General features: G+C 70.7%; 20 protein-coding genes. 7 read left to right on the top strand and 13 right to left on the bottom strand.

The features are described from left to right. Positions 1 to 60 precede the first annotated feature (60 nt). Complete coding sequence (locus ABZX85_RS46515) at positions 61 to 822, top strand: inositol monophosphatase family protein (protein WP_355884071.1); 762 nt, start codon at positions 61 to 63, stop codon at positions 820 to 822. 129 nt (positions 823 to 951) lie between these two features. On the opposite strand, the gene ABZX85_RS46510 is transcribed toward ABZX85_RS46515, so the two are convergent. Genes ABZX85_RS46510 through ABZX85_RS46495 form a run of 4 tightly spaced genes read right to left on the bottom strand, consistent with a single transcriptional unit; the run spans position 952 to position 3,944 of the window. Next, positions 952 to 1,422 carry a MarR family transcriptional regulator gene (locus tag ABZX85_RS46510; protein WP_355884069.1) on the bottom strand — a complete coding sequence of 157 codons (471 nt, stop codon included), beginning with the start codon at positions 1,420 to 1,422 and terminating at the stop codon, positions 952 to 954. Further along, entirely contained in the window at positions 1,419 to 2,177 is a 759-nt protein-coding gene (locus ABZX85_RS46505; protein ID WP_355884067.1) for an ABC transporter ATP-binding protein, read from the bottom strand. Before ABZX85_RS46505 ends, ABZX85_RS46510 begins: the two co-directional genes overlap by 4 nt. Continuing rightward, positions 2,165 to 2,926 carry a cobalt ECF transporter T component CbiQ gene (gene cbiQ / locus ABZX85_RS46500; protein WP_355884065.1) on the bottom strand — a complete coding sequence of 254 codons (762 nt, stop codon included), beginning with the start codon at positions 2,924 to 2,926 and terminating at the stop codon, positions 2,165 to 2,167. Before cbiQ ends, ABZX85_RS46505 begins: the two co-directional genes overlap by 13 nt. A 1-nt stretch (position 2,927) precedes the next feature. After that, on the bottom strand, positions 2,928 to 3,944 hold the full coding sequence (locus ABZX85_RS46495; RefSeq protein ID WP_355884063.1) for an energy-coupling factor ABC transporter permease: 1,017 nt from the start codon (positions 3,942 to 3,944) through the stop codon (positions 2,928 to 2,930). 168 nt (positions 3,945 to 4,112) lie between these two features. Between ABZX85_RS46495 and ABZX85_RS46490 the strand changes: the two genes are divergently transcribed. Continuing rightward, on the top strand, positions 4,113 to 4,451 hold the full coding sequence (locus tag ABZX85_RS46490) for an SsgA family sporulation/cell division regulator (protein ID WP_355884061.1): 339 nt from the start codon (positions 4,113 to 4,115) through the stop codon (positions 4,449 to 4,451). On the opposite strand, the gene ABZX85_RS46485 is transcribed toward ABZX85_RS46490, so the two are convergent. From ABZX85_RS46485 to ABZX85_RS46465, 5 genes are all read right to left on the bottom strand, one after another. Then, positions 4,448 to 6,127, bottom strand: a complete 1,680-nt coding sequence (locus ABZX85_RS46485; protein WP_355884059.1) for a penicillin-binding transpeptidase domain-containing protein — start codon at positions 6,125 to 6,127, stop codon at positions 4,448 to 4,450. The genes ABZX85_RS46490 and ABZX85_RS46485 overlap by 4 nt on opposite strands. A gap of 577 nt (positions 6,128 to 6,704) precedes the next feature. Beyond that, a complete protein-coding gene (locus tag ABZX85_RS46480; RefSeq protein ID WP_355884057.1) occupies positions 6,705 to 8,327 on the bottom strand; it encodes a penicillin-binding transpeptidase domain-containing protein in 1,623 nt (540 codons plus the stop codon). 477 nt (positions 8,328 to 8,804) lie between these two features. Further along, positions 8,805 to 9,515: a tetratricopeptide repeat protein gene (locus ABZX85_RS46475; RefSeq protein ID WP_355884055.1), complete on the bottom strand. Its 711-nt coding sequence runs from the start codon at positions 9,513 to 9,515 to the stop codon at positions 8,805 to 8,807. Beyond that, entirely contained in the window at positions 9,440 to 9,772 is a 333-nt protein-coding gene (locus ABZX85_RS46470) for a hypothetical protein (protein ID WP_355884053.1), read from the bottom strand. Before ABZX85_RS46470 ends, ABZX85_RS46475 begins: the two co-directional genes overlap by 76 nt. A gap of 74 nt (positions 9,773 to 9,846) precedes the next feature. Beyond that, positions 9,847 to 11,598 (bottom strand): phospholipid carrier-dependent glycosyltransferase, encoded by a 1,752-nt coding sequence (locus tag ABZX85_RS46465; RefSeq protein ID WP_355884051.1) that lies wholly within the window; start codon positions 11,596 to 11,598, stop codon positions 9,847 to 9,849. A gap of 63 nt (positions 11,599 to 11,661) precedes the next feature. On the opposite strand from ABZX85_RS46465, the gene rsmI reads away from it, so the two are divergent. The 3 genes from rsmI (at position 11,662) to ABZX85_RS46450 (ending at position 14,185) form a co-directional block, all read left to right on the top strand. Continuing rightward, positions 11,662 to 12,516 (top strand): 16S rRNA (cytidine(1402)-2'-O)-methyltransferase, encoded by an 855-nt coding sequence (rsmI, locus tag ABZX85_RS46460; RefSeq protein WP_355884049.1) that lies wholly within the window; start codon positions 11,662 to 11,664, stop codon positions 12,514 to 12,516. A 219-nt stretch (positions 12,517 to 12,735) separates the two neighbouring features. Next, on the top strand, positions 12,736 to 13,137 hold the full coding sequence (locus ABZX85_RS46455) for a hypothetical protein (RefSeq protein ID WP_355884047.1): 402 nt from the start codon (positions 12,736 to 12,738) through the stop codon (positions 13,135 to 13,137). A gap of 34 nt (positions 13,138 to 13,171) precedes the next feature. Continuing rightward, positions 13,172 to 14,185 (top strand): TatD family hydrolase, encoded by a 1,014-nt coding sequence (locus ABZX85_RS46450; RefSeq protein ID WP_355884045.1) that lies wholly within the window; start codon positions 13,172 to 13,174, stop codon positions 14,183 to 14,185. Between the two features lie 26 nt (positions 14,186 to 14,211). On the opposite strand, the gene ABZX85_RS46445 is transcribed toward ABZX85_RS46450, so the two are convergent. The 4 genes from ABZX85_RS46445 to ABZX85_RS46430 form a co-directional block, all read right to left on the bottom strand. Beyond that, a complete protein-coding gene (locus ABZX85_RS46445) occupies positions 14,212 to 14,712 on the bottom strand; it encodes a hypothetical protein (RefSeq protein ID WP_355884107.1) in 501 nt (166 codons plus the stop codon). A 107-nt stretch (positions 14,713 to 14,819) separates the two neighbouring features. After that, positions 14,820 to 16,619: an alpha/beta hydrolase gene (locus tag ABZX85_RS46440; protein WP_355884105.1), complete on the bottom strand. Its 1,800-nt coding sequence runs from the start codon at positions 16,617 to 16,619 to the stop codon at positions 14,820 to 14,822. Positions 16,620 to 16,621: 2 nt separating this feature from the next. Beyond that, positions 16,622 to 17,044, bottom strand: a complete 423-nt coding sequence (locus tag ABZX85_RS46435; protein WP_355884043.1) for an amino acid ABC transporter permease — start codon at positions 17,042 to 17,044, stop codon at positions 16,622 to 16,624. Between the two features lie 161 nt (positions 17,045 to 17,205). Beyond that, the gene (locus ABZX85_RS46430) at positions 17,206 to 17,802 is read right to left on the bottom strand and encodes a TetR-like C-terminal domain-containing protein (protein ID WP_355884041.1); all 597 of its coding nucleotides are present in this window, start codon (positions 17,800 to 17,802) and stop codon (positions 17,206 to 17,208) included. A 126-nt stretch (positions 17,803 to 17,928) separates the two neighbouring features. Between ABZX85_RS46430 and ABZX85_RS46425 the strand changes: the two genes are divergently transcribed. Both ABZX85_RS46425 and ABZX85_RS46420 read left to right on the top strand, forming a co-directional pair. Beyond that, on the top strand, positions 17,929 to 18,708 hold the full coding sequence (locus ABZX85_RS46425) for an SDR family oxidoreductase (protein WP_355884040.1): 780 nt from the start codon (positions 17,929 to 17,931) through the stop codon (positions 18,706 to 18,708). A gap of 128 nt (positions 18,709 to 18,836) precedes the next feature. Further along, a complete protein-coding gene (locus tag ABZX85_RS46420) occupies positions 18,837 to 20,162 on the top strand; it encodes a ubiquitin-like domain-containing protein (RefSeq protein ID WP_355884038.1) in 1,326 nt (441 codons plus the stop codon). Positions 20,163 to 20,181 lie beyond the last annotated feature (19 nt).

Here is a 20,181-nt window from a genome sequence, read left to right as displayed (position 1 = left end):
TGTGTTGATTTACCTCGTGCACAAGGTACTGGCCGGTAGGCGGGGGTGTCGCGGCAGGGGGTGATAACCGGGGGTAACGCCAGGTGGGGGGTGTGGAGGGGATGGGGAGAATGTGGGGAGGCGGGGACCCGGCTCAAGGCCGACGGGACCGAGGTCACCGATGTGGATGTCGAGGTCGAGGAGCTGATCCGGGGGGAGCTGGGGCGGCGGGCCCCGCAGGACGGGGTGTACGGGGAGGAGGGCGGGGTCGTGCTCGGGGCGTCCGGGCGGCGGTGGGTCGTCGACCCCGTCAACGGGACCGCCAACTTCACCCGCCGCGTGCCGCTGTTCTCCAACGACCTCGCCTACGAGGACGAGTTCGGGCCCGCGATCGGGGTGGTGGGGATGCCGATGAGCGGGGAGATCCTCGCGGCCGGGCGGGGACTGGGGTGCTGGGTCTTCCAGGGGCCCGGCTTCGGGGCGGGGGAGGCCCGGCGGGTCCGGGTGTCGGACCGGGCCGAACTGGACGGCGCGCGCGTGCAGGCGCACAACTTCGGTGCGTGGAGCGGGGAGTTGCTGGCGGCACTGCACCGGCGCACGCTGCTGCTGCCGTCCACGGGGTGCATGGCCGCCGTCGCGACGGGGCGGGCGGACGCGGCCGTCATCGCCGGGCCCGCGATGGGGTACGAGGATGTCGCGACCATGCCGGTCATCGTGAGCGAGGCTGGCGGGCGGATCAGCGATCTGCGGGGGGTGGATGTGCTGGCCGGGGACATGTCGGTGCTGGTCAGCAACGGGGTGCTGCACGAGGCGTTGCTGGAGCTGGTGGCGAAGGCGTCGTAGGGGACGTCCCCTACCCCCTCCGGGGTACGCCCCCTACCCCCTCCGGGGTACGCCCCCTACCTCCGCAGGCGTCCACCCCTACCCCTCCGGCGTACACCCCCTACCTCCGCAGGCGTACACCCCCTACCCCTACCTCCTCCGCGCCCGCCCGCTCTCCGCTGCCCCCGCCGCCCTCTCCGCCAGCTCCCACAGCTCCTCCCGCAGCCGGGCCACGTCCGACCCGTCCAGCCCCGTCGCAGAGAGGAGCGCGCCGGGTACGCGGGCGGCCCGGTGCCGGAGTTCCTCGCCCCGGCCGGTGCAGGAGACGAGGACCGCGCGTTCGTCGTGGGGGGAGCGGGTGCGGTGGATGAGGCCGGCGCCCTCCATGCGTTTCAGCAGCGGGGACATCGTGCCGTAGTCGAGGTGGAGGGTGGAGAGGAGCTGCTTGACCGTCGTCTCGCCCTGGTCCCAGAGCGCCAGGAGGACCAGGTACTGGGGGTACGTGAGGCCCAGTTCGTCCAGCAGCGGACGGTACGCGGCTGTCACCGCGCGCTGGGCGGCGTACAGGGCGAAGCAGAGCTGGTCGTCCAGGTGTGTGGAGCCCTGGGTCTCGTTCGTCACGCGCCCATTGTCGCGGAGCGCGGATCGAAGCCGAACGGCAGCTCCAGCCGGTGCCCGCGCATCAGCTCGGCGTCCGAGAGCAGCTCCCCCGTCGGACCGTCCGCCGCGATCACGCCCTCGCTGAGGACGAGGGACCGGGGGCAGAGTTCGAGGGCGTACGGGAGATCGTGGGTGACCATCAGGACCGTGACGTCCAACGAGCGCAGGATGTCGGCCAGTTCACGCCGGGCCGCGGGGTCGAGGTTGGACGACGGCTCGTCCAGGACGAGGATCTCCGGGGACATGGCCAGCACGGTCGCCACGGCCACCCGTCGGCGCTGGCCGAAGGAGAGGTGGTGCGGCGGCCGGTCCTTGAACGCCTTCATCCCGACCTGGTCGAGAGCGTCGTCGACGACCTTCTCCAGCTCGGCGCCCTTCACCCCGGCGGCGGCGGGTCCGAACGCGACGTCCTCCCGGACCGTCGGCATGAAGAGCTGGTCGTCGGGGTCCTGGAAGACGATCCCCACCTTGCGCCGGATCTCGGCCATGTGCCGCTTCCCGACGGGCAGTCCGGCGACCCGCACCTCACCCGCGCCCCCGGTGAGGATGCCGTTCAGATGCAGGACGAGCGTCGTCTTGCCCGCCCCGTTCGGCCCCAGCAGGGCCACGCGTTCGCCCCGCCCGATGGTGAAGTCGACGCCGAACAGCGCCTGATGGCCGTCCGGATACGCGAACGCCAGGCCCGAGACCTCAAGTGATGCCGTCACAACGCCCATCCCAGCAGACAGATCCCCAACGCCGCGACCGGCAGGGCCAACGCGTACGACCATTGCGCGCGCGAGGCGTCGACCTCGTCGATGACCGGCATCGACCCGGCGTACCCCCGGCTGACCATCGCGAGGTGCACCCGCTCACCCCGCTCGTAGGACCGGATGAACAGCGCCCCGGCGGATTTCGCGAGCACCCCCCAGTGCCGGACTCCCCGCGCCTCGAACCCCCTCGACTCCCGGGCGATCCGCATCCGGCGCATCTCGTCGGTGATGAGATCGCCGTACCGGATCATGAACGACGCGATCTGGACGAGCAGCGGGGGCAGCCGCAGCCGCTGCAAGCCGAGCAGCAGCTCCCTCAACTCCGTGGTTGCCGCGAGGAGTACGGACGCGGCGACCCCCAACGTCCCCTTGGCCAGCACGTTCCACGCCCCCCACAGCCCGCTCTCGCTGAGCGACAGCCCCAGCACGTCGACGCGCTCCCCCTCCGCCACGAACGGCATCAGCACCGCGAACGCGACGAACGGCACCTCGATCAGCAGCCTCCGCAGCAGGAACCCGGCGGGCACGCGCGCCCGGAACGCGACGACGCCCAGCAGCGCGGCGTACACCCCGAACGCCCACATCGCCTCGCGCGGCGTCGACACGACGACCACCACGAACGCGAACACGGCGGCGAGCTTGGTGTGCGGCGGCAGCGCGTGCACCGGGGTGTGCCGCTTCAGGTAGAGCCGATGGGCGTGCCCGGCACCCATGTCAGACGCTCTCCGTACGGCGTCGGCGCACCGCCCAGAACACCCCGGTCCCGGCGACGACGGTCGCGCTCACCCCGATCACCCCGGCGAGCCCGCCCGAAAGCCGCGCGTTCTCCACGTCCTTGACCCCGTAGTCCGCCAACGGCGAGTCCGCGATGGCGTGTTCCTCGACCTGGGTGTCAAGTCCCTTGTCGGCGGCGACCTTTTCGAGCCCGTCCGGGTTCGCGGAGGCGTAGAAGCTGACGACTCCGGCGAGCAGCAGGGACGCCGCGAGCCCGCCGATCCACAGCCCGCGCCGGGAAGTCCTCACGACGGGCGCCTCGGGAGCCACGTCCACCAGCTCCCCGCCCACCCGCAGCTTCAACGGCGCCTGGAGCCCCCGCGCCCCGTACACCAGGTCCGGCCGCACGGCGATCACCGCGCCCACCGTCAGCGCCGTGATCGCCGCCTCCCCGATCCCGATCAGCACATGTACGCCGACCATCGCGCCGGCGACCTTCCCGATCGAGACGTCCGTCGTCCCGCCGATCGCGTACAGCAGCGTGAACGCGCCGGCGGCGGCCGGTACGGACAGGAGCGCGGCGACGAAGGAGGCGGCGGTGACGGTACGGCGGCCCCGGGGGAGCGCCTTGACCAGGCCCCGGAAGACGGCGTACGCGACGACGGTCGTCACGACCGCCATGTCCGTGATGTTGACGCCGAGGGCGGTGAGGCCGCCGTCCGCGAAGAGGATGCCCTGCATGAGGAGGACGACGGAGACGCACAGCACCCCTGTGTAGGGGCCGACGAGGATCGCCGCGAGGGCGCCTCCCAGGAGGTGTCCGCTCGTGCCGGCCGCGACCGGGAAGTTCAGCATCTGCACCGCGAAGATGAACGCCGCGACGAGTCCGGCGAGGGGGGCCGTCCGCTCGTCCAGTTCCTTGCGGGCGCCGCGCAGGGACACGGCGACCGCGCCGGCCGCGACGACTCCCGTCACGGCGGAGGTCGGGGCGTCGATGAATCCGTCAGGTACATGCACGGTCCGATGATGTGGCCTGTTGCGAATGTCTTGCAAGAGCGGTTGCTGAGCAAATCTTCACACCGGGGCAATCCCTGCCTGGTCTAGAAATGGGAAAATATGCGACATTGGTGAGGGAAGCGGTCGCATAGCTTCCGCACAGGTCACGCACCGTAAGGGGCCGTACCGATGTCGGTAGTCGAACAGTATGCGCGCGCTCATATCGTCACCGACGAGGACCTGGTCGAGGAGGAGCGCGAGGCCGTACCCGTAGTACTCAGGTACGACCCCGACGACGATCCGCGCACCGTACGCGTCGACCTCCCCGGCGCCCACCACTGGACCGTCGCCCGCACCCTCCTGGAACAGGGACTACGCGCCCCGGCCGGTACCGGAGAGGTACGGGTATGGCCCTGCGGCCGGGTCCAGGCGGTCGTCGAGTTCCACTCCGCGCACGGCGTCTCGGTCGTCCAGTTCGAGTCGAAGACCCTGGTGAGGTTCCTGCGCAGGACGTACGCCGAGCGCTAGCCCATCTTGAGCAGCGCCGCCACGATCGGTCCCGCCGTGTCCCCGCCGTGGCCGCCCGCCTGGACGACGCCCGCCGCCGCGAGGTCGCCCCGGTAGGCGGTGAACCAGCCGTTCGCCTTGTCCTGGTTGTCGACCTCGGCGGACCCGGTCTTCGCGCCGTAGTCGCCGCTCATCCCCGACATCGCCCCGGCCGCCGTGCCGTACTGCGCGGTGTACTTCATCAGCTCGCGCAACTGGCTCAGCGTGCCCGCGGACATCGTGCGCGACGCCGTCGCCAGCGTGCGCTTGTCGAAGTCCGGGGAGACCAGGTACGGCTGGTGGAAGGTGCCGGACTTGACGGTCGCCGAGACGGACGCCATGTTCAGCGGGTTCATCCGCACGCCGCCCTGGCCGATCAGCGAGGCCCCCATCTGGGCCGCCTTCTGCACCGGCACCGAGCCGTCGAAGGTCGGCACGCCCACCGACCAGTTGTCCATGGAGAGCCCGAACACCTGCTGGGCCTGCTTCGTCAGGCTGTCGTTGTCCAGCTCCGGCGCCTGGCTGATGAAGGCGGTGTTGCAGGAGCGCGCGAAACTCGCCTTGAACGTGCCGTTCTTGATCTCGAACTCGTCGTCGTTCTGGAACTTCCAGCCGCCGTACGTGAAGTACTTCGGGCAGGGGTGCTGCTTGTCGGCGGACGCGAGGCCCTTCTCGATCAGCAGCGAGGACGTGATCACCTTCATCGTCGAACCCGGCGCGAGCGAGCCGAGGAAGCCGACGTTGAAGCCCTTCCCGCTGTTCGCGACGGCCAGGATCTCGCCCGTCGACGCCTTCACGACGACGACCGACGCCCGCTCCTTCGCCGCGACCTGCTTCTCGGCGGCGGCCTGCATCGCCGGGCTGATCGTCGTCTTCACCTCGCCCGGCGTGCCCTTGCTCAGCTCCAGGACCGTCTTGTCCGACAGGTCCTGCTTCTTCGCCGCCGCCCCGCGCACGACGCGCAGCTCGACGCCCGCCTTGCCGCCGGCCTTCTTGCCGTACTTCTCGCGCAGGCCGTCCAGGACCGTCCCCAGCGAGGGGTACGTCTTCGCGGTCAGCTCCGCGCCGTCCCGGTCCAGCGCCTTCACCGGCGGGGTGCCGGACTCGCCGGTCACCAGGGTGTCGCCGTCCGCGAGGTCGGGGTGGACGACCGACGCGTGCCAGTCGACCTCCGGCTCGCCCGTCGTCGTACTGCGGACGACCGTCAGCGCGCTGGCGTACGTCAGCGGTTTGGCCGTGCCGTCGAACGTCACCGTCCCCTTGATGGAGAACGGCACCTTCGCGCCGGTCGCCGGGCCCGGGGTGAGGGTCACGCCCGTGACGTGCGCGTCCTTCGTGTAGCCGGTGAGGAGGGCGGTCGCCGACTTCGCGTCGTCCGTCGCCGCCGCGGCCTGCGCGACCTTGCCCTGCTGCCAGGAGGTCAGGAACGCCGCCGACGCCTTCGTCACCTCGGCGGGGGTGAGGGGGCCCGTCTTGATCTTCGGTTTGCTGTCGGACGAGGACGACGCCGTCGAGCCGTTCTCGGCCGCCGCGCCGGCGCCGTACAGCGCGTACACGCCGAAGGCGGCGCCGCCGACGACCACGGCGGCCATCCCGCCGACCACGGCCGGGCGCCGCTTGCTCGTACGCGTCTCGTCGACGCGCCTTCTCTTGCCCACGTACGTGACCTCCGCGCTCCCCGGGGACCCCACTGCCCTCACTCACCCCAACGACGGCGACCAGCCTAGGGTCCCCTTCTGCCCGGGTGACGTCCTTGTGACCTCAGCCACCCGTCCGTAGCGGGGTTGTGACAACTGGGGCGGGTAGGACACGTGTTCACGGTAAGGGCCGGTGTTTTCCACCGGGGAGCGTTTCCCGGAACGCGCCCTCAGGGTGGGGGTTTCTGCTAGCGCGCCCTACTAGAGGGGGCGTTGTCGGCTGAAAGCCGGTGGTCAGAGGGGGTGTTGTGGGGCGAAAGGGGGGTGTGGAGGGGGTGTTGTCGGCCGGGGGCGCATCCGAGGAGGGGGTGCCGGCCGGGAGGCGGCAATCGCGGGGTGTGGCGGACCGCCCTCCCCGCAGGCGCGGCGGGACCGCCCCCGCAGGCGTGGCGGACCGCCCCCGCAGGCAGGCGTGGGGGAGTGCCCCCACCGACCCTCACCGACCGCGTCCCCCGCTCCCGCCGACCGCGTCCCCCGTCCCCACCGACCACGTCACCCCGCCCCCACCGACCGCCTCACCCCACTCGCACCGACCGCCTCACCCCGCCCGCAGCACGCTCGCCACGATCGGTCCCGCCGCGTCCACCCCGTGCCCCCCGCTCTGGACCATCGCCGCGGCGGCGACGTCGTTGCGGTAGGCCGTGAACCAGCTGTCGGAGGTGGCGTTGCCGTCGGTCTCGGCGGAGCCGGTCTTCGCGCCGATGGTGCCGGAGAGGCCGGCCATGACCTCCTGGGCGGTGCCGCTGACGGCCGTCTGGCGCATCATGGCGCGCAGTTGGCGGGAGGTGCTGTCCGACAGGCCCTCGGCGGTGGCCAGTTGGCGCTGCTCGACGGAGAGGGGGACGAGGATCGGCTGGCGGAACGTGCCGGTCTTCGCGGTCGCGGTCACCGACGCCATGTTGAGGGGGTTCATCTGGATCTGGCCCTGGCCGATGAGGTTCGCGGCCTTGTCGGGGCCGGAGACGGCCGGTACGGAGCCGTCGGTCGTCGCGATGCCGATGCTCCAGTTGCCCTGCCCGAGGCCGAACTTGTCCTGCGCCTCCCGGGTGAGGGAGTCGTTCGACAGGTCGTCGGCGAACTTGATGAAGGCGGTGTTGCAGGAGCGCGCGAAGCTATTGGCGAGGGTGGCGTTCTCGTTCGGCTCCATGCCCTTGATGTTGCCGAAGGTCTGCCCTTCCCACATCGCGGTCGGCGTGCAGGGCGCGGGCCCGGTCGAGGTGGTCAGCCCGTTGTCGATGAGCGTCGCGGCGGTCACGATCTTCATCGTGGACCCCGGCGGACGCGTCCCCTGGACGGCCGCGTCGAAGCCGTCCGCGCGGTTGTTGGCGATCGCGAGGATCTCGCCGGTGCTGGGCTGGAGCGCGACCACCGACGACTCCGCGTACTTTTTGACGGCCGTCTCCGCCGCCGCCTGGACCTCCGCGCTGAGCGTCGTGCGCACCTTGCCGGGCTTGCCCTCGGCGAGCGTCACGAGCGTCTTGTCCGGCACGCCGGACGTGCCGTGCCGCACGACCAGTTCGACCCCCGCCGTACCGCCAGCCTTGTCGGCGAACCGGGTCCGCAGCTGGTCGAGAATCGCCCCCAGCGACGGGTACTCGTCCTTCGTCAGCACCTTGCCGTCCCGGTCCACCGCCTCCACCGCCGGCGTCGCCGCCCCCGCCGTGACCAGCGTGTCCGTGTCGCTCGTCAACGCCGGATGCACCACCGCCGGCTTCCAGTCCACCAGCGCCTTCCCGGTCGTGACGCCGCGTACGACGGTGAGGCTGGTGCTGTACGTCAGCGGCTTCGAGACCCCGCCGTACGACACCGTCGCGTCGACGCGGTACGGGACCCTGAGCCCCGAGATCGTCCCCGGGGTGATCTTCACGCCGCTGATGTGGGCCTCGGTGTCGTACGCGGTGAACATCGGTCCGGCGACCCCGGCGTTGTTGGTCAGCCCCGCGGCCACGCTCGCCTCCCCCTTCTCCCACGCCGCGAAGAACGCCTTGGCGGTCTCCTTGACCTCCCCCGCGCTCGGCGGCCCGCTCTTCACCGCCACCGGCCCCTTCGCCTCCGACCCCCCACTCACCGCCGACAGCAAGTTGTACGCCCCGTACCCGGCCCCGCCCACCATCACGGCGAACACCGACCCGACGACAGCGACCTTGACCCCCTTGGACATACCGTTTCCCTCCCCGTCTCCCCGTAGCCTTTTTGAACGCGCTCAAAAAGCCCCTCTGGTTCGCACTGTAGGCGTCTGAAGGGGGCCGTGTGACCACCGTTTCCGGAAACTTGTCCGAATGGAGATGAGTCAGCGGGCTGAATCAGCCCCTGGGGCGGGCCATGTCCATGAACACGGCCGGCTTGACCACACCCTGCTCACGCACCGAGCCGACGCTCCGCCCGAGGCCGGGGTGCCAACCGGAGAAGCACCTCCTCAAGGAGCTCGCGGGCATGCCGGACGTCGTCGAAGGAGCAGCCTTGGCACGAGCACTCCGCGTCCTGCGGATAGAGGGGGCGGCGCCCCGGCGCTCGGAGAAACGCCCGGTACCGCCGCAGGGCGCGATCCGTGGCGCCGGGCCGGCTACGCGGCATCGGCCTTTCGGTACAGGGTCATGGACGGCATCATGCCAGCGCCCTCGCCCCTGAAGGGGTGGGCTCAGGCTCCCTGTATGTCCCTGGCCGCCGTCACCAGTTCGGCAGGGAGGCCGGGGCCCGCGCAGGCGTGGTCGAGGAGGAGGGTTCGGTAGGGGGATTTCGGCAGGTTCCGGGCCAGTTCGAGGAGTTCGTGGAGGTCGGTGGGGGAGCCGGTGAGGCGGGTTCGGTAGGCGGTGGCGGCTGCCTGGAGGACGGGTTCGGTGGGGGCGTACGTCGTTGCCCGGGTCGTCAGGTGGACGGCGGACGCGAAGTCGCCCTGGGCCGCGCGGAGGTCGGCGAGGTCGAGGTGGAGGGACCAGTTCGCGGGGTCGAGGGTGAGGGCGCGTTCGAAGGCGGCGGCGGCCCGGTCGAGGTCGTTCAGCTTGCGCCACGTGCCCGCGCGGACGACCTCCGTCAGCATGACCCGCTCGACGGAGTCCGCCCGGTCGCAGAGGGCCAGCGACGCGTCCGTACGACCGCACGCGCGCAGCAGGATCGCCATCCGGGCCAGCGCCTCCGACGGCGGTGGCGGCTGCCGTGAGGAGATGACGTCGACGGCGTGGAACCAGGGCCGGAACCGGCCTCGCATCTCGTCGGTGTCCAGATCGGCCCCGTGGTCCATGGTCCGCATCGCCGCCTCGGCCAGCGCCTCCGCGCTCACCGCCCCCAGGAACCGTTCGTCGCCGAACCAGGGCGCGTCGGCCCACGCGATGTCGGCCCGAGCCCCCACCACGGACCGATCGCGAGCGCCGCCCCGTCCATGTCGCCCCGGAGGAAGTTGACGTACGACAGCGCGAGGACCGTCCTCAACAACTCGGCGTCCCGTGTGAGTTCGGCCAGCTCCCGGCGCCGGTCCCGCCACAGCTCGGCCAGCACCGCGTACGGCTCGGAGTCCCCCGGCGCGGCGGCGATCGCCCCCACCAGCTCGCGCACGGCCGCTTCCAGATCACCCCCGCAGTGCGCCAGCACCCGCGCGAGTTCCGTCCTCACCACCCCGATCCACCGCCCCCGTAAGCGAGTTCACCCGGCCGCGTCCACGCGCCCGGCTACATGCATGCGCCCAGCTACACCCAAGTATCCAGCCACATCCGCGACCGCCAGGAATCCATCGGGATCGCCGTCCCCGTGTACAGCGGCCAGAAGTAGATGAAGTTCCACGCGATGAGCAGCACCAGCACCCCCGCCCCCGTCGCCCCGATCACCCGGCGGTTGTCGGAGGAGCCCGGTGGGCCGGCGAGGGCGCCGATCATCATGGCGACGGCGAGGCAGAGGAAGGGGAGGAAGACGTCGGCGTAGAAGAAGAAGATCGTGCGCTCCTGGTACATGAACCAGGGGAGGTAGCCGGCGGCGATCGCGCCCGCGATGGCGCCCGCCCGCCAGTCACGGCGGAAGAACCAGCGCCACAGGATGTAGAGGACGGCGAAGCAGGCGGCCCACCACAGCAGCGGGGTGCCCAGGGCGAGGACCTCGCGGGGGCACTTCTCGGCGGCGCTGGAGGGGCAGCCGTCCGTGCCGGGCGAGGGGGTCTCGTAGAAGAAGGAGACCGGGCGGCCGAGGACGAGCCAGCTCCACGGGTTGGACTGGTAGGAGTGCGGCGACGTGAGGTGCGTGTGGAACTTGTACACCTCGTGCTCGTAGTGCCACAGGCTGCGCAGCCAGTCCGGCAGCAGCCAGGTCCAGCTGCCGCCCTTCCCGTCGGTGGCGGCCCAGTTCCGGTAGTACCCGCCGGTCCCGTCCGCCGGGGAGAGAATCCACCCGGTCCAGGAGACGAGGTAGGTCAGAAGTGCTACGGGTACGGTCGCGAGGAACGCGCGCCCGGTGTCGTACTTGAGGACCGCCTGGTACGGGCTGCGCGCCCCCGCGACCTTGCGGGTCCCGGCGTCCCACAGCAGCGCCATGACGATGAACGCGGCCATGAAGTACAGCCCGTTCCACTTCGTCCCGATCGCGAGGCCCAGCATCAGCCCGGCCCCCCACCGCCAGGGACGCCAGCCGAAGCGGAAGTGGTCACCGAGGGCCGCGTCGGGACGGAACCGCCCGTCCGCACCCGGCTGGAGCGCCCCCGCGATCTTCTCCCGCGCCTTGTCCCGGTCGACGACGAGACAGCCGAACGCGGCCAGCACGAAGAACATCAGCACGCCGTCGAGCAGCGCCGTGCGGCTCATCACGAAGTGCAGCCCGTCGACGGCCATCAGCGCGCCCGCGAGGCAGCCGAGGAACGTCGAGCGGAAGATCCGGCGGCCGATCCGGCACAGCAGCAGCACCGACAGCGTGCCGAGCAGCGCGGTCATGAACCGCCAGCCGAAGGGGTCGAAGCCGAACATCAGCTCGCCGAGGCCGATGACGTACTTCCCGACCGGCGGGTGGACGACGTACGAGGCGTCCGAGGGGACCGGTACGTTGCCGTTCGAGTTCAGGATCAACTGGTTGACGTTCTTGTCCCAGTTGACCTCGAAACCGCGGTGGACGAGGGCCCACGCGTCCTTCGCGTAGTACGTCTCGTCGAATATCACCGCCTTCGGACCGCCCAGGTTCCAGAACCGCAGCAGCCCCGCGAGCAGCGTCACCAGCAGCGGACCGATCCACGCCGACCAGCGCGTCAGCCACGCGGAGAACCGGTACGAGACACCGAGCGACTGCCACAGCCGGGGACTCGGCTCGACGTACGGCGGCACGAGCCGTTCCCGCACATCGGCGACGGGCCGCCCCGCGTACCCGAACCGGCGCAGCCGCTGCTGCCAGCCCACACCCTCGTCCGGAGCGGGCGGTGCGGGCCGGTGGTCCGTGGAGTCCGTGGAGGACGCGGTACTGGTCACCGCGCCATCGTAGGGAACGCCTCTGTGTGAGTCCCGTGCATCGGCAACTGCGAGGATGGAATCGTGACACCGAACCCCGGAACCCTCGTCCTCGCCGGTACGCCCATCGGAGACATCGCCGACGCCCCGCCGCGGCTCGCGAAAGAGCTCGCGGAGGCGGATGTGATCGCCGCCGAGGACACGCGGCGGCTGCGCCGGCTCACCCAGGCGCTCGGGGTGACCCCTAGGGGGCGGGTGGTGTCGTACTTCGAGGGGAACGAGACGGCTCGTACCCCGGAGCTGGTGGAGGAGCTGGTAGGGGGTGCGCGGGTGCTACTTGTGACGGATGCCGGTATGCCGTCCGTCTCCGACCCCGGGTACCGGCTCGTGGCCGCCGCGGTCGAGAAGGACGTACGCGTCACCGCCGTCCCCGGCCCCTCCGCCGTGCTCACCGCCCTCGCCCTCTCCGGGCTGCCCGTCGACCGGTTCTGCTTCGAGGGGTTCCTGCCCCGCAAGGCGGGCGAGCGGCTCACCCGGCTGCGGGACGTCGCCGAGGAGCGCCGCACCCTCGTCTACTTCGAGGCCCCGCACCGGCTGGACGACACCCTCGCCGCGATGGCCGAGGTGTTCGGCACGGACCGCCGCGCGGCGGTGTGCCGGGAGCTGACCAAGACGTACGAGGAGGTCCGGCGCGGGGAGCTCGGGGAGCTGGCGGAGTGGGCGGCGGAGGGGGTGCGGGGCGAGATCACCGTCGTCGTGTCGGGGGCGCCCGAGAAGGGGGCGGAGGACCTCGACGCCGGGGAGCTCGTGCGGCGGGTGCAGGCGCGGGAGGCGGCGGGGGAGCGTCGTAAGGAGGCGATCGCCGCGGTGGCCGTGGAGGCCGGGATCGCGAAGCGGGTCGTGTTCGACGCGGTCGTGGCGGCCAAGCACAACACTTGACGGATGGCGCCCGTTTTATGCCGTCCTGTGCTTCACGCCTTAGCAAAGCCGTTTCTCCAAAAGCAAAGCTCAGACGCCTCTCCCGGCTCCTTTGGTAAGGAAACGCCAAATCGCGTCCAACAAAGAACAGGGCGGGTGCCGGAGGGGCGCTCCGAGGCGTCCACTGGGGTGGGGACGCACCGTACGTCCCTTGGTCCAGCGGAACGACGAGGAGCTGGCATGAGCGAGATCTCAGGGCGGACCGGCCTGCGTGACGGAGCGACGGCCGTGGTCAACGAGTCCTACTCCTTCGCCTGCATGCGCTGCGGGCACGGCTGGGAGCAGTCGTACGAGATAGAGCACCACACCGACGCGGACGGCCACCAGTTCGTGATGTACGTCGCGGAGGGCAAGGTCGTACCGTCGCCGCTGTCCCGCCCGACGTGCCAGAACTGCGACGCGCACCTGGTGCGGATCATGCGCGCCGGCCAGGTCTCCTCCGTACGGGAGGCCGCGCGCCGCCCGCACAAGGTGCCGGCCGCGCGCACCACCGAGCAGCCGGCCGCGGACGACGCCGTCCCGGCCGAACCCCACCACTGGCACCTCTCCGACCTCCTGCACCCCTTCCGCAAGGCGAGCTGAGAGGGGGGCGTGCCTCGTTCCGTAGGATCGGGGCATGCCTTCGAACGCCGCAGCGAGCGGGAACAGCACGGAGAACGCGGACGCCGGTAAGGGCGCCGGCGCGAGCAGGGGCACCGGGGCCGGCATCGGCAAGGGCGCCGGCGTCGGCAAGGGCTCCGGTGGGAGCGGCAAGGGCGATGCTCAGGGCAAGAACGCCGCCCCGCCGCTCCCGACCCCCCTCCGCGTCCCCGTCGCCGACTCGCACACCCACCTCGACATGCAGTCGGGGACGGTCGAGGAGGCGCTCGCGAAGGCCGCGTCCGTCGGCGTGACGACGGTCGTCCAGGTCGGCTGCGACGTACGGGGCTCCCGCTGGGCGGCGGAGACGGCCGCCGAGTACGACGCCGTCCACGCGGCCGTCGCCCTGCACCCCAACGAGGCGCCCCGCATCGTCCACGGAGACCCCGACGGCTGGTCCCGCCAGGGCGCGCGCCGTCCCGGCGGACAGTCGGCCCTCGACGAGGCGCTCGCGGAGATCGACCGCCTGGCCGCCCTCCCGCACGTGAAGGCCGTCGGCGAGACCGGCCTCGACCACTTCCGCACCGGCCCGGAGGGCAAGGAGTCCCAGGAAGCCTCCTTCCGCGCCCACATCGAGATCGCCAAGCGCCACGACAAGGCCCTCGTCATCCACGACCGCGAGGCCCACGAAGACGTCCTGCGCATCCTGAAGGAAGAAGGCGCCCCCGACCGCACCGTCTTCCACTGCTACTCCGGCGACGCCGACATGGCCGCCCTCTGCGCCCGCGCCGGCTACTTCATGTCCTTCGCCGGCAACGTCACCTTCAAAAACGCCCAGCCCCTCCGCGACGCAGTCGCGGCGGCCCCCCTGGAACTCCTCCTGGTGGAGACGGACGCCCCTTTCCTCACCCCGGCGCCTTACCGCGGGCGGCCCAACGCGCCGTATCTGATTCCGGTGACCGTGCGGGCGATGGCGGAGGTGCGGGGTGTCGACGAAGACACGCTGGCCGAGGCACTGGGGGCGAACACGGCGCGGGCGTTCGGGTACTGACGGTCCGCCGCTCCAGTGGGTTCCCGTCAGTTGTCGCCCGTCGAGGGGAGAGGAGCGGCGGCGGACCAGAAGGCGTCGTCGACGTTGGGGGCAGGTACTTTTCGCTCGTAGTAGTCCTGCCCGGCGGCCTTGGTCTTGGGCCTGGTGACGTCGGAGCGCTTTGCGCACGGGGTCGCGACCTCGAGGAAGAACTGGCCCGCGCTGCCGACAATGAGTCCAGGGCGATATCCGTCAGGGGTTTCCGCGAAGATCGCCGGGGACTCCTTGTCCGAGTTGACACTGGTGATCTTGTAGCCGCTCTTCTTCCAGTACCGCTCCACCACCCCGAGCAGCCCGCCTCTCCGCTCCGCCGAGACCTTGGTCATGACCACGGCTCTCCGCGTGACCGTCCCGAGCCCATGGCTGTCCGCGTCGGCATCGAGGCAGAGCATGTCGGTTGACGTCTGGTGGGTCCACTGCAAGGGCGGGGCAACAGACGAAAGCGTCCTCTGGACGATCTGGTCGGCCGATTCTGCTGCCTGCTGCATGTTCACCTTGAGGGCTCCCTCGGTCTTTCCGGAATCACCAGAGCTTTCCGCGCAGCCGGAAACGGAAAGAGCGAAAACGATGGTGCAAGCAAATTTCGATCGAAGCTTCATCGGGGTGCCTCAGTCGTGATGGAGTCAGATTTACCGGCCACGATCCTGGCGATGTTGTCCGCTGAGGCAGGATCGACGGCAGGGTTGAAATAGTTGGAGTGGGCGGGGGTTGGTCCCTGGCCTGCTACGAGGGGAAGCGGGCCGTCGTCCACCCTGAATCGTCTGCCGCCGAAAGCCTCACTCGCCGGGTCCGTCCCGAACCAGTTCTGGTCGTCGGGCATGAGCAGAGTGCTGTTGAGCGGACCGGCGATCAGGCCGGTGACGACCCCCGCTTTCGAGGGAGCCCAGGTGACGGGATCGTTCTGGGCGGAGCCTACGAACACGTGATCGGCGCCCACGTTCAGTTGGGCCGCGTTGTCGGCTCCGGTCCCGGGGCTGCCGAGCAGGATGATGTCGTCCGTGCCGGGGATGCCGCCTGGTTGCATGGCCGCTTCCCCGACCATACGGGACCCGTACGAGTGCCCTATGGCGGTGAGGTGCAGGTCTTTTTGGTCGTTGGTCGCGGTGATGCCGTCCATGAAACTGTTGTAGTCGGGTGCTCCGTGTTCCGCTGAGGTGGCGGACGCGACATCGATGGACTGTGGTGCGTCGTAGCCGAGCCAGACGATGGAAGCGGTTGAACCGTCGTCGTGACGATCGGCCCCTATTTTCGTGGACAACGCCCGTTGCAAGGTGCCGTCGGCGAAGTCCCCGTCGAGCGCGGTGCCCAGCCCCGGGACGTAAGCGGCGACATTCTTCGACGTATCGGGGTCCCCGTAGCTGACAATGGCGCGACCGTTCCCCCGGTCGCCGATACCCAGCAGATACATGGGAGGTTCGGCGGTTTCCTGGAGTTTCGTCTGTATCCCCTTCAGCCCCGCCAGCATGTCTTTCGACTCGGGCTGTCCGTCCAGCTTCGCGATAAGGAGAGTCAGATTCTCCCTGTTCGCTTCGTCGCGGACGGCGGAGGGGATTCCGTCGAGGTTTCCGATGACGTCGGGGAAGGACGTGAGGTACTCCTCGCGCTGCTCGGCGCCGAGGTGGTCCCACCATTCCTTGCGGTCGGCCGGCGACTTGTCGAGCGGCAGGTGATCGGCGAGGTAGCTCTGCGCGGCGACGGCCACCGTGCCGACGTCGGCGGCCACGTCGGCCCAGGTTCTGGTGTCGACCGTGAGACCAGGAGCGGCCTTCAGTTTTCCCAGGGCCGAGTTGTAGCGGTCATCGATCTCACGTGCCTCGCGCAGGGCACGGGCGATGCGGTCGGCGATCTCCTGAGCCCGCGCGAGGTGGGGGTTGGGGCTCTTCAGCGCCGGTGTGCCGGGCCCCGTGCCGGGAACGTACATACCGTTGCCGTCGCGGTAGAGGCCGCTGTTGCCGGGGCCGAGCAGGCCGTTGTTGCCGACCACGGTTCCGCCGGGGACCATTTCGCCGGTCACGGCGTTCTCGCCGCCGGCCGGGTAGTCGATCCTCCCGTCCTCGTGGACGGTGTAGCAGTTGGCCGCCGCGTCCTCCAGGGCATCGAGCAACAACCGCTGAGGCGCCGCGAGTTCGATCCCCAGCCCTTCCACCGAGGCACGTACGAGACCGCACTCGGTGTGGATGTAGTGGTAGTTCTCGCTCAGCCGCTTGAGTCGTTCGACGGCGGCCGTCGCCGATTCGCTCTCCTGGGTCTTGGCGAGCGCGCCGCTCATCTCGCCGTCCACGCGTTCACGGGCCGCGTCGGCATGTTTCGACGCGGCACTCCATCCGTCGGCCGCATCGGTCAGTTCGAGCAGTTCGAGGTCTCGAAGCTGCGGCCACGTCAGTCCGGAGGTGATCGTCACTCCGCTTTCCTCGTGTCGGGTACCTGGACGCTCCTGCTCTTGTCGGCCACCGCCGCGTCGACCTCGCCCATGTCCTTGGCGACCTGGCGCAGTGCGGGTACCAGGTTGCCGCACTCGTCACGGACGGCGCCGAGTCGCTCGTCCCAGGAGGTGAGGACGGTCTTCAGCGTGCCGAGACTGGCCAGCCCTTCGAGGCTGCCGGTGATCCCGTCGTGGGCGGTGCGGAGGTCGGTACCGGAGGTGTCGGTGCCGGTCCGTAGGTCGCCCGCCGTGCCCGCGGCTTTCGTCCAGGGGCCGCCCTTGTGCTTGAGCGTGCCGGTGCTGCCTGCTCCGGCGGTCGAGGTGCTGTCGATCTGCGTATGGGCGGTATGCCGCTCGGTGGCCCGTGCCTTGAGTTGTTCCCACTCGTCCCATGCCACCTGCGGTGACCCTCCCCGTGTCCCGGGCCCCGTCCCGCTCGTGTGCTGGTGAGGCTGTCATGACAAAGGCTACTGGGGAGGGTGTTGCGGAACGTCCGTTCCATTGCTCAGGCCGGCCCTGAGTATCCGTACTTACTCTCGCCGATAGCGGTCGAACAGGGCTACGGCGTGGGCGTGTTCGCCCACAACGCCCGCAACAACGGCTTCGTCAGTCTCGCCATGTCCGTCGCCGGCCCCGGGCACCCCCGCCCCAGCCAGTCGGTGGCCACCCCGAGCAGTGCGCCTGCGACGAAGGCCGCGGGTACGTGGTGGGGGAGGTCGGAGGGGAGGTCGGGGGAGGTGTGGGCGGCGGTGGTCACGCGGAGGCGTACGTGGTCGATGACGCGGGCGCTTCCGGTGGGGCCGAGGAGGCTGCGGTAGAGGCCGGCGTGGTCGGCGAAGTGGGTGAAGAAGGCGGTGAGGCCGGGGTCGGAGGGCTCGGGGGTGGCGGAGTTCTCAAGGGGGGCCAGCGTCGTCACGACGTCGATCAGGTCGTCGATCATCGCCGTGCACGCCGCCTCCGCCAGCTCGTGGACGTCCCGGTAGTGGTCGTAGAAGGTCGACCGGTTGACCTCGGCGAGTTCGACGACGTCGGCGACGGTGATCTGGGAGAGGTCGCGTTCCTCGACGAGGGAGACGAGGGCGTGCTGGAGGGCCGCTCGGGTGCGTCGTACGCGTCGGTCGCCCCGGGGGGCAGGGGTGTTCTCGGGAGTGGCCATCTCCTGGAGCTTACCTTCCGGGGAGGTGTTGGACGACGGGTGTGGGTTTTCCGACGAGTGTTGGTAAACCGTCATGTGTTGGTTAGTGTGAGGGAGCGGAATCCCTTCCAGCTCAAGGAGCCCCCCATGGACCTCAACCTCACCGCCAAGACCGCCGTCGTCACCGGCGCCGGCCGAGGCATCGGACTCGCCACCGTCCGCACCCTCGTCGGCGAAGGCGTCCGCGTCGTAGGAGCCGCCCGGACCATCACCCCCGAACTGAAGGAGACCGGCGCGTACACGGTCTCGGCGGATCTCGGCACGGCGGAGGGCGTGGACGTCCTCATGCGCGCCGCGCTCGGCGAACTCGGCGGCATAGACCTGCTGGTCAACAACGTCGGCGGCGGCGACAAGGGGACCGTCGGCTTCCTGGAGGTCGACGAGGAGGAGTGGGCCGGCGCGCTCGCCCTCAACCTCCTGAGCACCGTACGGGCCACCCGCGCGGCGCTCCCGAGCCTGATCGAGCGCCGGGGCGTCGTCGTCAACGTCTCGTCGATCATCGGGCGGATGCCGGGCGGCTTCCCGGTGGCGATCACGACGGCGAAGGCGGCGCTCACGGCGCTGGGGAAGTCGCTGGCGGAGGAGTTCGGGCCGAAGGGGGTGCGGGTGAACACCGTCTCCCCGGGCCTGGTGCGCACCCCCGTCTACTCCGACCCCGAGGGGCAGGTCGGGCGGTGGGCCGCGGCGTCCGGCGTCACCCTCGACGAGTTCACGCGGGGGATGGTGGCCGCGCAGAAGGTCGCGACGGGGCGGATGGCGGAGCCGGAGGAGGTGGCGGCCCTGATCGCGTTCCTGCTGTCGGACGCGGCGGGCAACATCAACGGCGCCGACCACGTCATCGACGGCAGCACGGTCAAGACGGCCTGAGGGGTGCCCCCTTACCGCCCGTCACCACCCGAACGCCACCCTGAGTAGCCGCGTCGCTTTGGAGAGTAACCGTCGACCCGCTAGGTTCTGTGGGCCCGATTGACCCCCGGCCTCTGGAGCGTGTCGGCGTGAGCGGTCCGCAGTACACGTACGCACCGCAGTACGAGCCCCCTGCGGCGGAGGGCGACTATCCGGGCGGCCAGTCTTTTTCTCCGCCCGGGGTGTACGACGACGCACCGCCCGCCTCGTATGACACCCCCACCCCGGGCACGCTGCCAGAACCCCTGTACGACACCCCCCTCCTGCCCCGCCAGGCCGGCACCCGCCGCAGAGCCGCCCGCCGCAAGAAGGCGAAGGGCTCGGAGTCGACCGTCCGGCGTCTCCTCCCGCAAGCCCTGGTCGTCGCCTTCCTCGCCGGCGGCACCAGCGCGTTCGTCGCGAAGGACAAGGCCGTCGAGCTGACGGTCGACGGCACGCCCCGCACCCTGCACACCTTCGCCGACGACGTCACTGAACTCCTCGCCGAGGAGGGCGTACGCCTCGGTGAGCACGACCTCGTCGTCCCCGCCCCCGGCGAGGAACTCACCAGCGGCGACGAGGTCACCGTCCACTACGGCCGCCCCGTCCGCCTCACCCTCGACGGCACCCGCCGCGAGGTCTGGACGACCGCCCGGACCGTCGCCGGCGCGCTCAGGCAGCTCGGCGTGCGGGCGGAGGGCGCGTACATCTCGGCGTCCCGCTCCCAGCGGATCGGCCGCGCGGGCCTCGCCCTCGACGTCCGTACGGAACGCTCGGTCACGGTCCTCGCCGACGGCCGCGCCCGCACGATCCGGACGAACGCGGCGACCGTCCGCGAGGCCGTCGAGGCCGCCGGGATCACGCTGACCGGGCAGGACACGACCTCGGTCGCGCCGGGGAGCTTCCCCCGGGACGGGCAGACGGTCACCGTGCTGCGGATCACCGGGACCCGGGAGGTGCGGGAGGAGCCGGTGCCGTTCGACGTGGTCCGCACCGAGGACCCCTCGCTGTTCAAGGGGACGGAGGTTGTCGAGCGGACCGGGGAGGTGGGGCTGCGGCGGGTGACGTACGCGCTGCGGACCGTCAACGGGGTGCGGCAGAAGCCGAAGCGGGTGCGGGTGGAGGTCGTACGGGAGGCCAGCTCTCAGGTCGTACGGGTCGGGAGCAAGCCGCTGCCGACGTCCGTCGCGGGCGCGGACGGGCTGAACTGGGGCGGCCTCGCGGCGTGCGAGTCGGGGGGCCGGCCCGACGCGGTCGACCCCTCGGGGACGTACGGCGGGCTGTACCAGTTCGACACCCGCACCTGGCAGAGCCTCGGCGGCAGCGGCCGGCCCCAGGACGCCTCGGCCTCCGAACAGACGTACCGGGCGAAGAAGTTGTACGTGCGGCGGGGGGCCGGCCCGTGGCCGCACTGCGGCGCGCGGCTGCACGGCTGACCCCGCACCCGCACACCCG

The organism is Streptomyces sp. NPDC004539 (assembly GCF_040610055.1).
In the GTDB taxonomy this organism is placed as follows: Bacteria; Actinomycetota; Actinomycetes; order Streptomycetales; family Streptomycetaceae; genus Streptomyces.
The sequence above is the reverse complement of the archived record's forward strand: the minus strand, read 5'-3'. Positions and strand labels throughout refer to the sequence as shown.

Bases quoted from the DNA above. Each gene is read 5' to 3' on its own strand.
- ABZX85_RS46455 (WP_355884047.1), top strand. From the start codon at position 12,736: ATGAGCGAGATCTCAGGGCGGACCGGCCTGCGTGACGGAGCGACGGCC.
- ABZX85_RS46490 (WP_355884061.1), top strand. From the start codon at position 4,113: ATGTCGGTAGTCGAACAGTATGCGCGCGCTCATATCGTCACCGACGAG.
- ABZX85_RS46430 (WP_355884041.1), bottom strand. From the start codon at position 17,802: ATGGCCACTCCCGAGAACACCCCTGCCCCCCGGGGCGACCGACGCGTA.
- ABZX85_RS46505 (WP_355884067.1), bottom strand. From the start codon at position 2,177: ATGGGCGTTGTGACGGCATCACTTGAGGTCTCGGGCCTGGCGTTCGCG.
- ABZX85_RS46445 (WP_355884107.1), bottom strand. From the start codon at position 14,712: ATGCAGCAGGCAGCAGAATCGGCCGACCAGATCGTCCAGAGGACGCTT.
- ABZX85_RS46480 (WP_355884057.1), bottom strand. From the start codon at position 8,327: ATGTCCAAGGGGGTCAAGGTCGCTGTCGTCGGGTCGGTGTTCGCCGTG.
- ABZX85_RS46425 (WP_355884040.1), top strand. From the start codon at position 17,929: ATGGACCTCAACCTCACCGCCAAGACCGCCGTCGTCACCGGCGCCGGC.
- cbiQ (WP_355884065.1), bottom strand. From the start codon at position 2,926: ATGGGTGCCGGGCACGCCCATCGGCTCTACCTGAAGCGGCACACCCCG.
- ABZX85_RS46450 (WP_355884045.1), top strand. From the start codon at position 13,172: ATGCCTTCGAACGCCGCAGCGAGCGGGAACAGCACGGAGAACGCGGAC.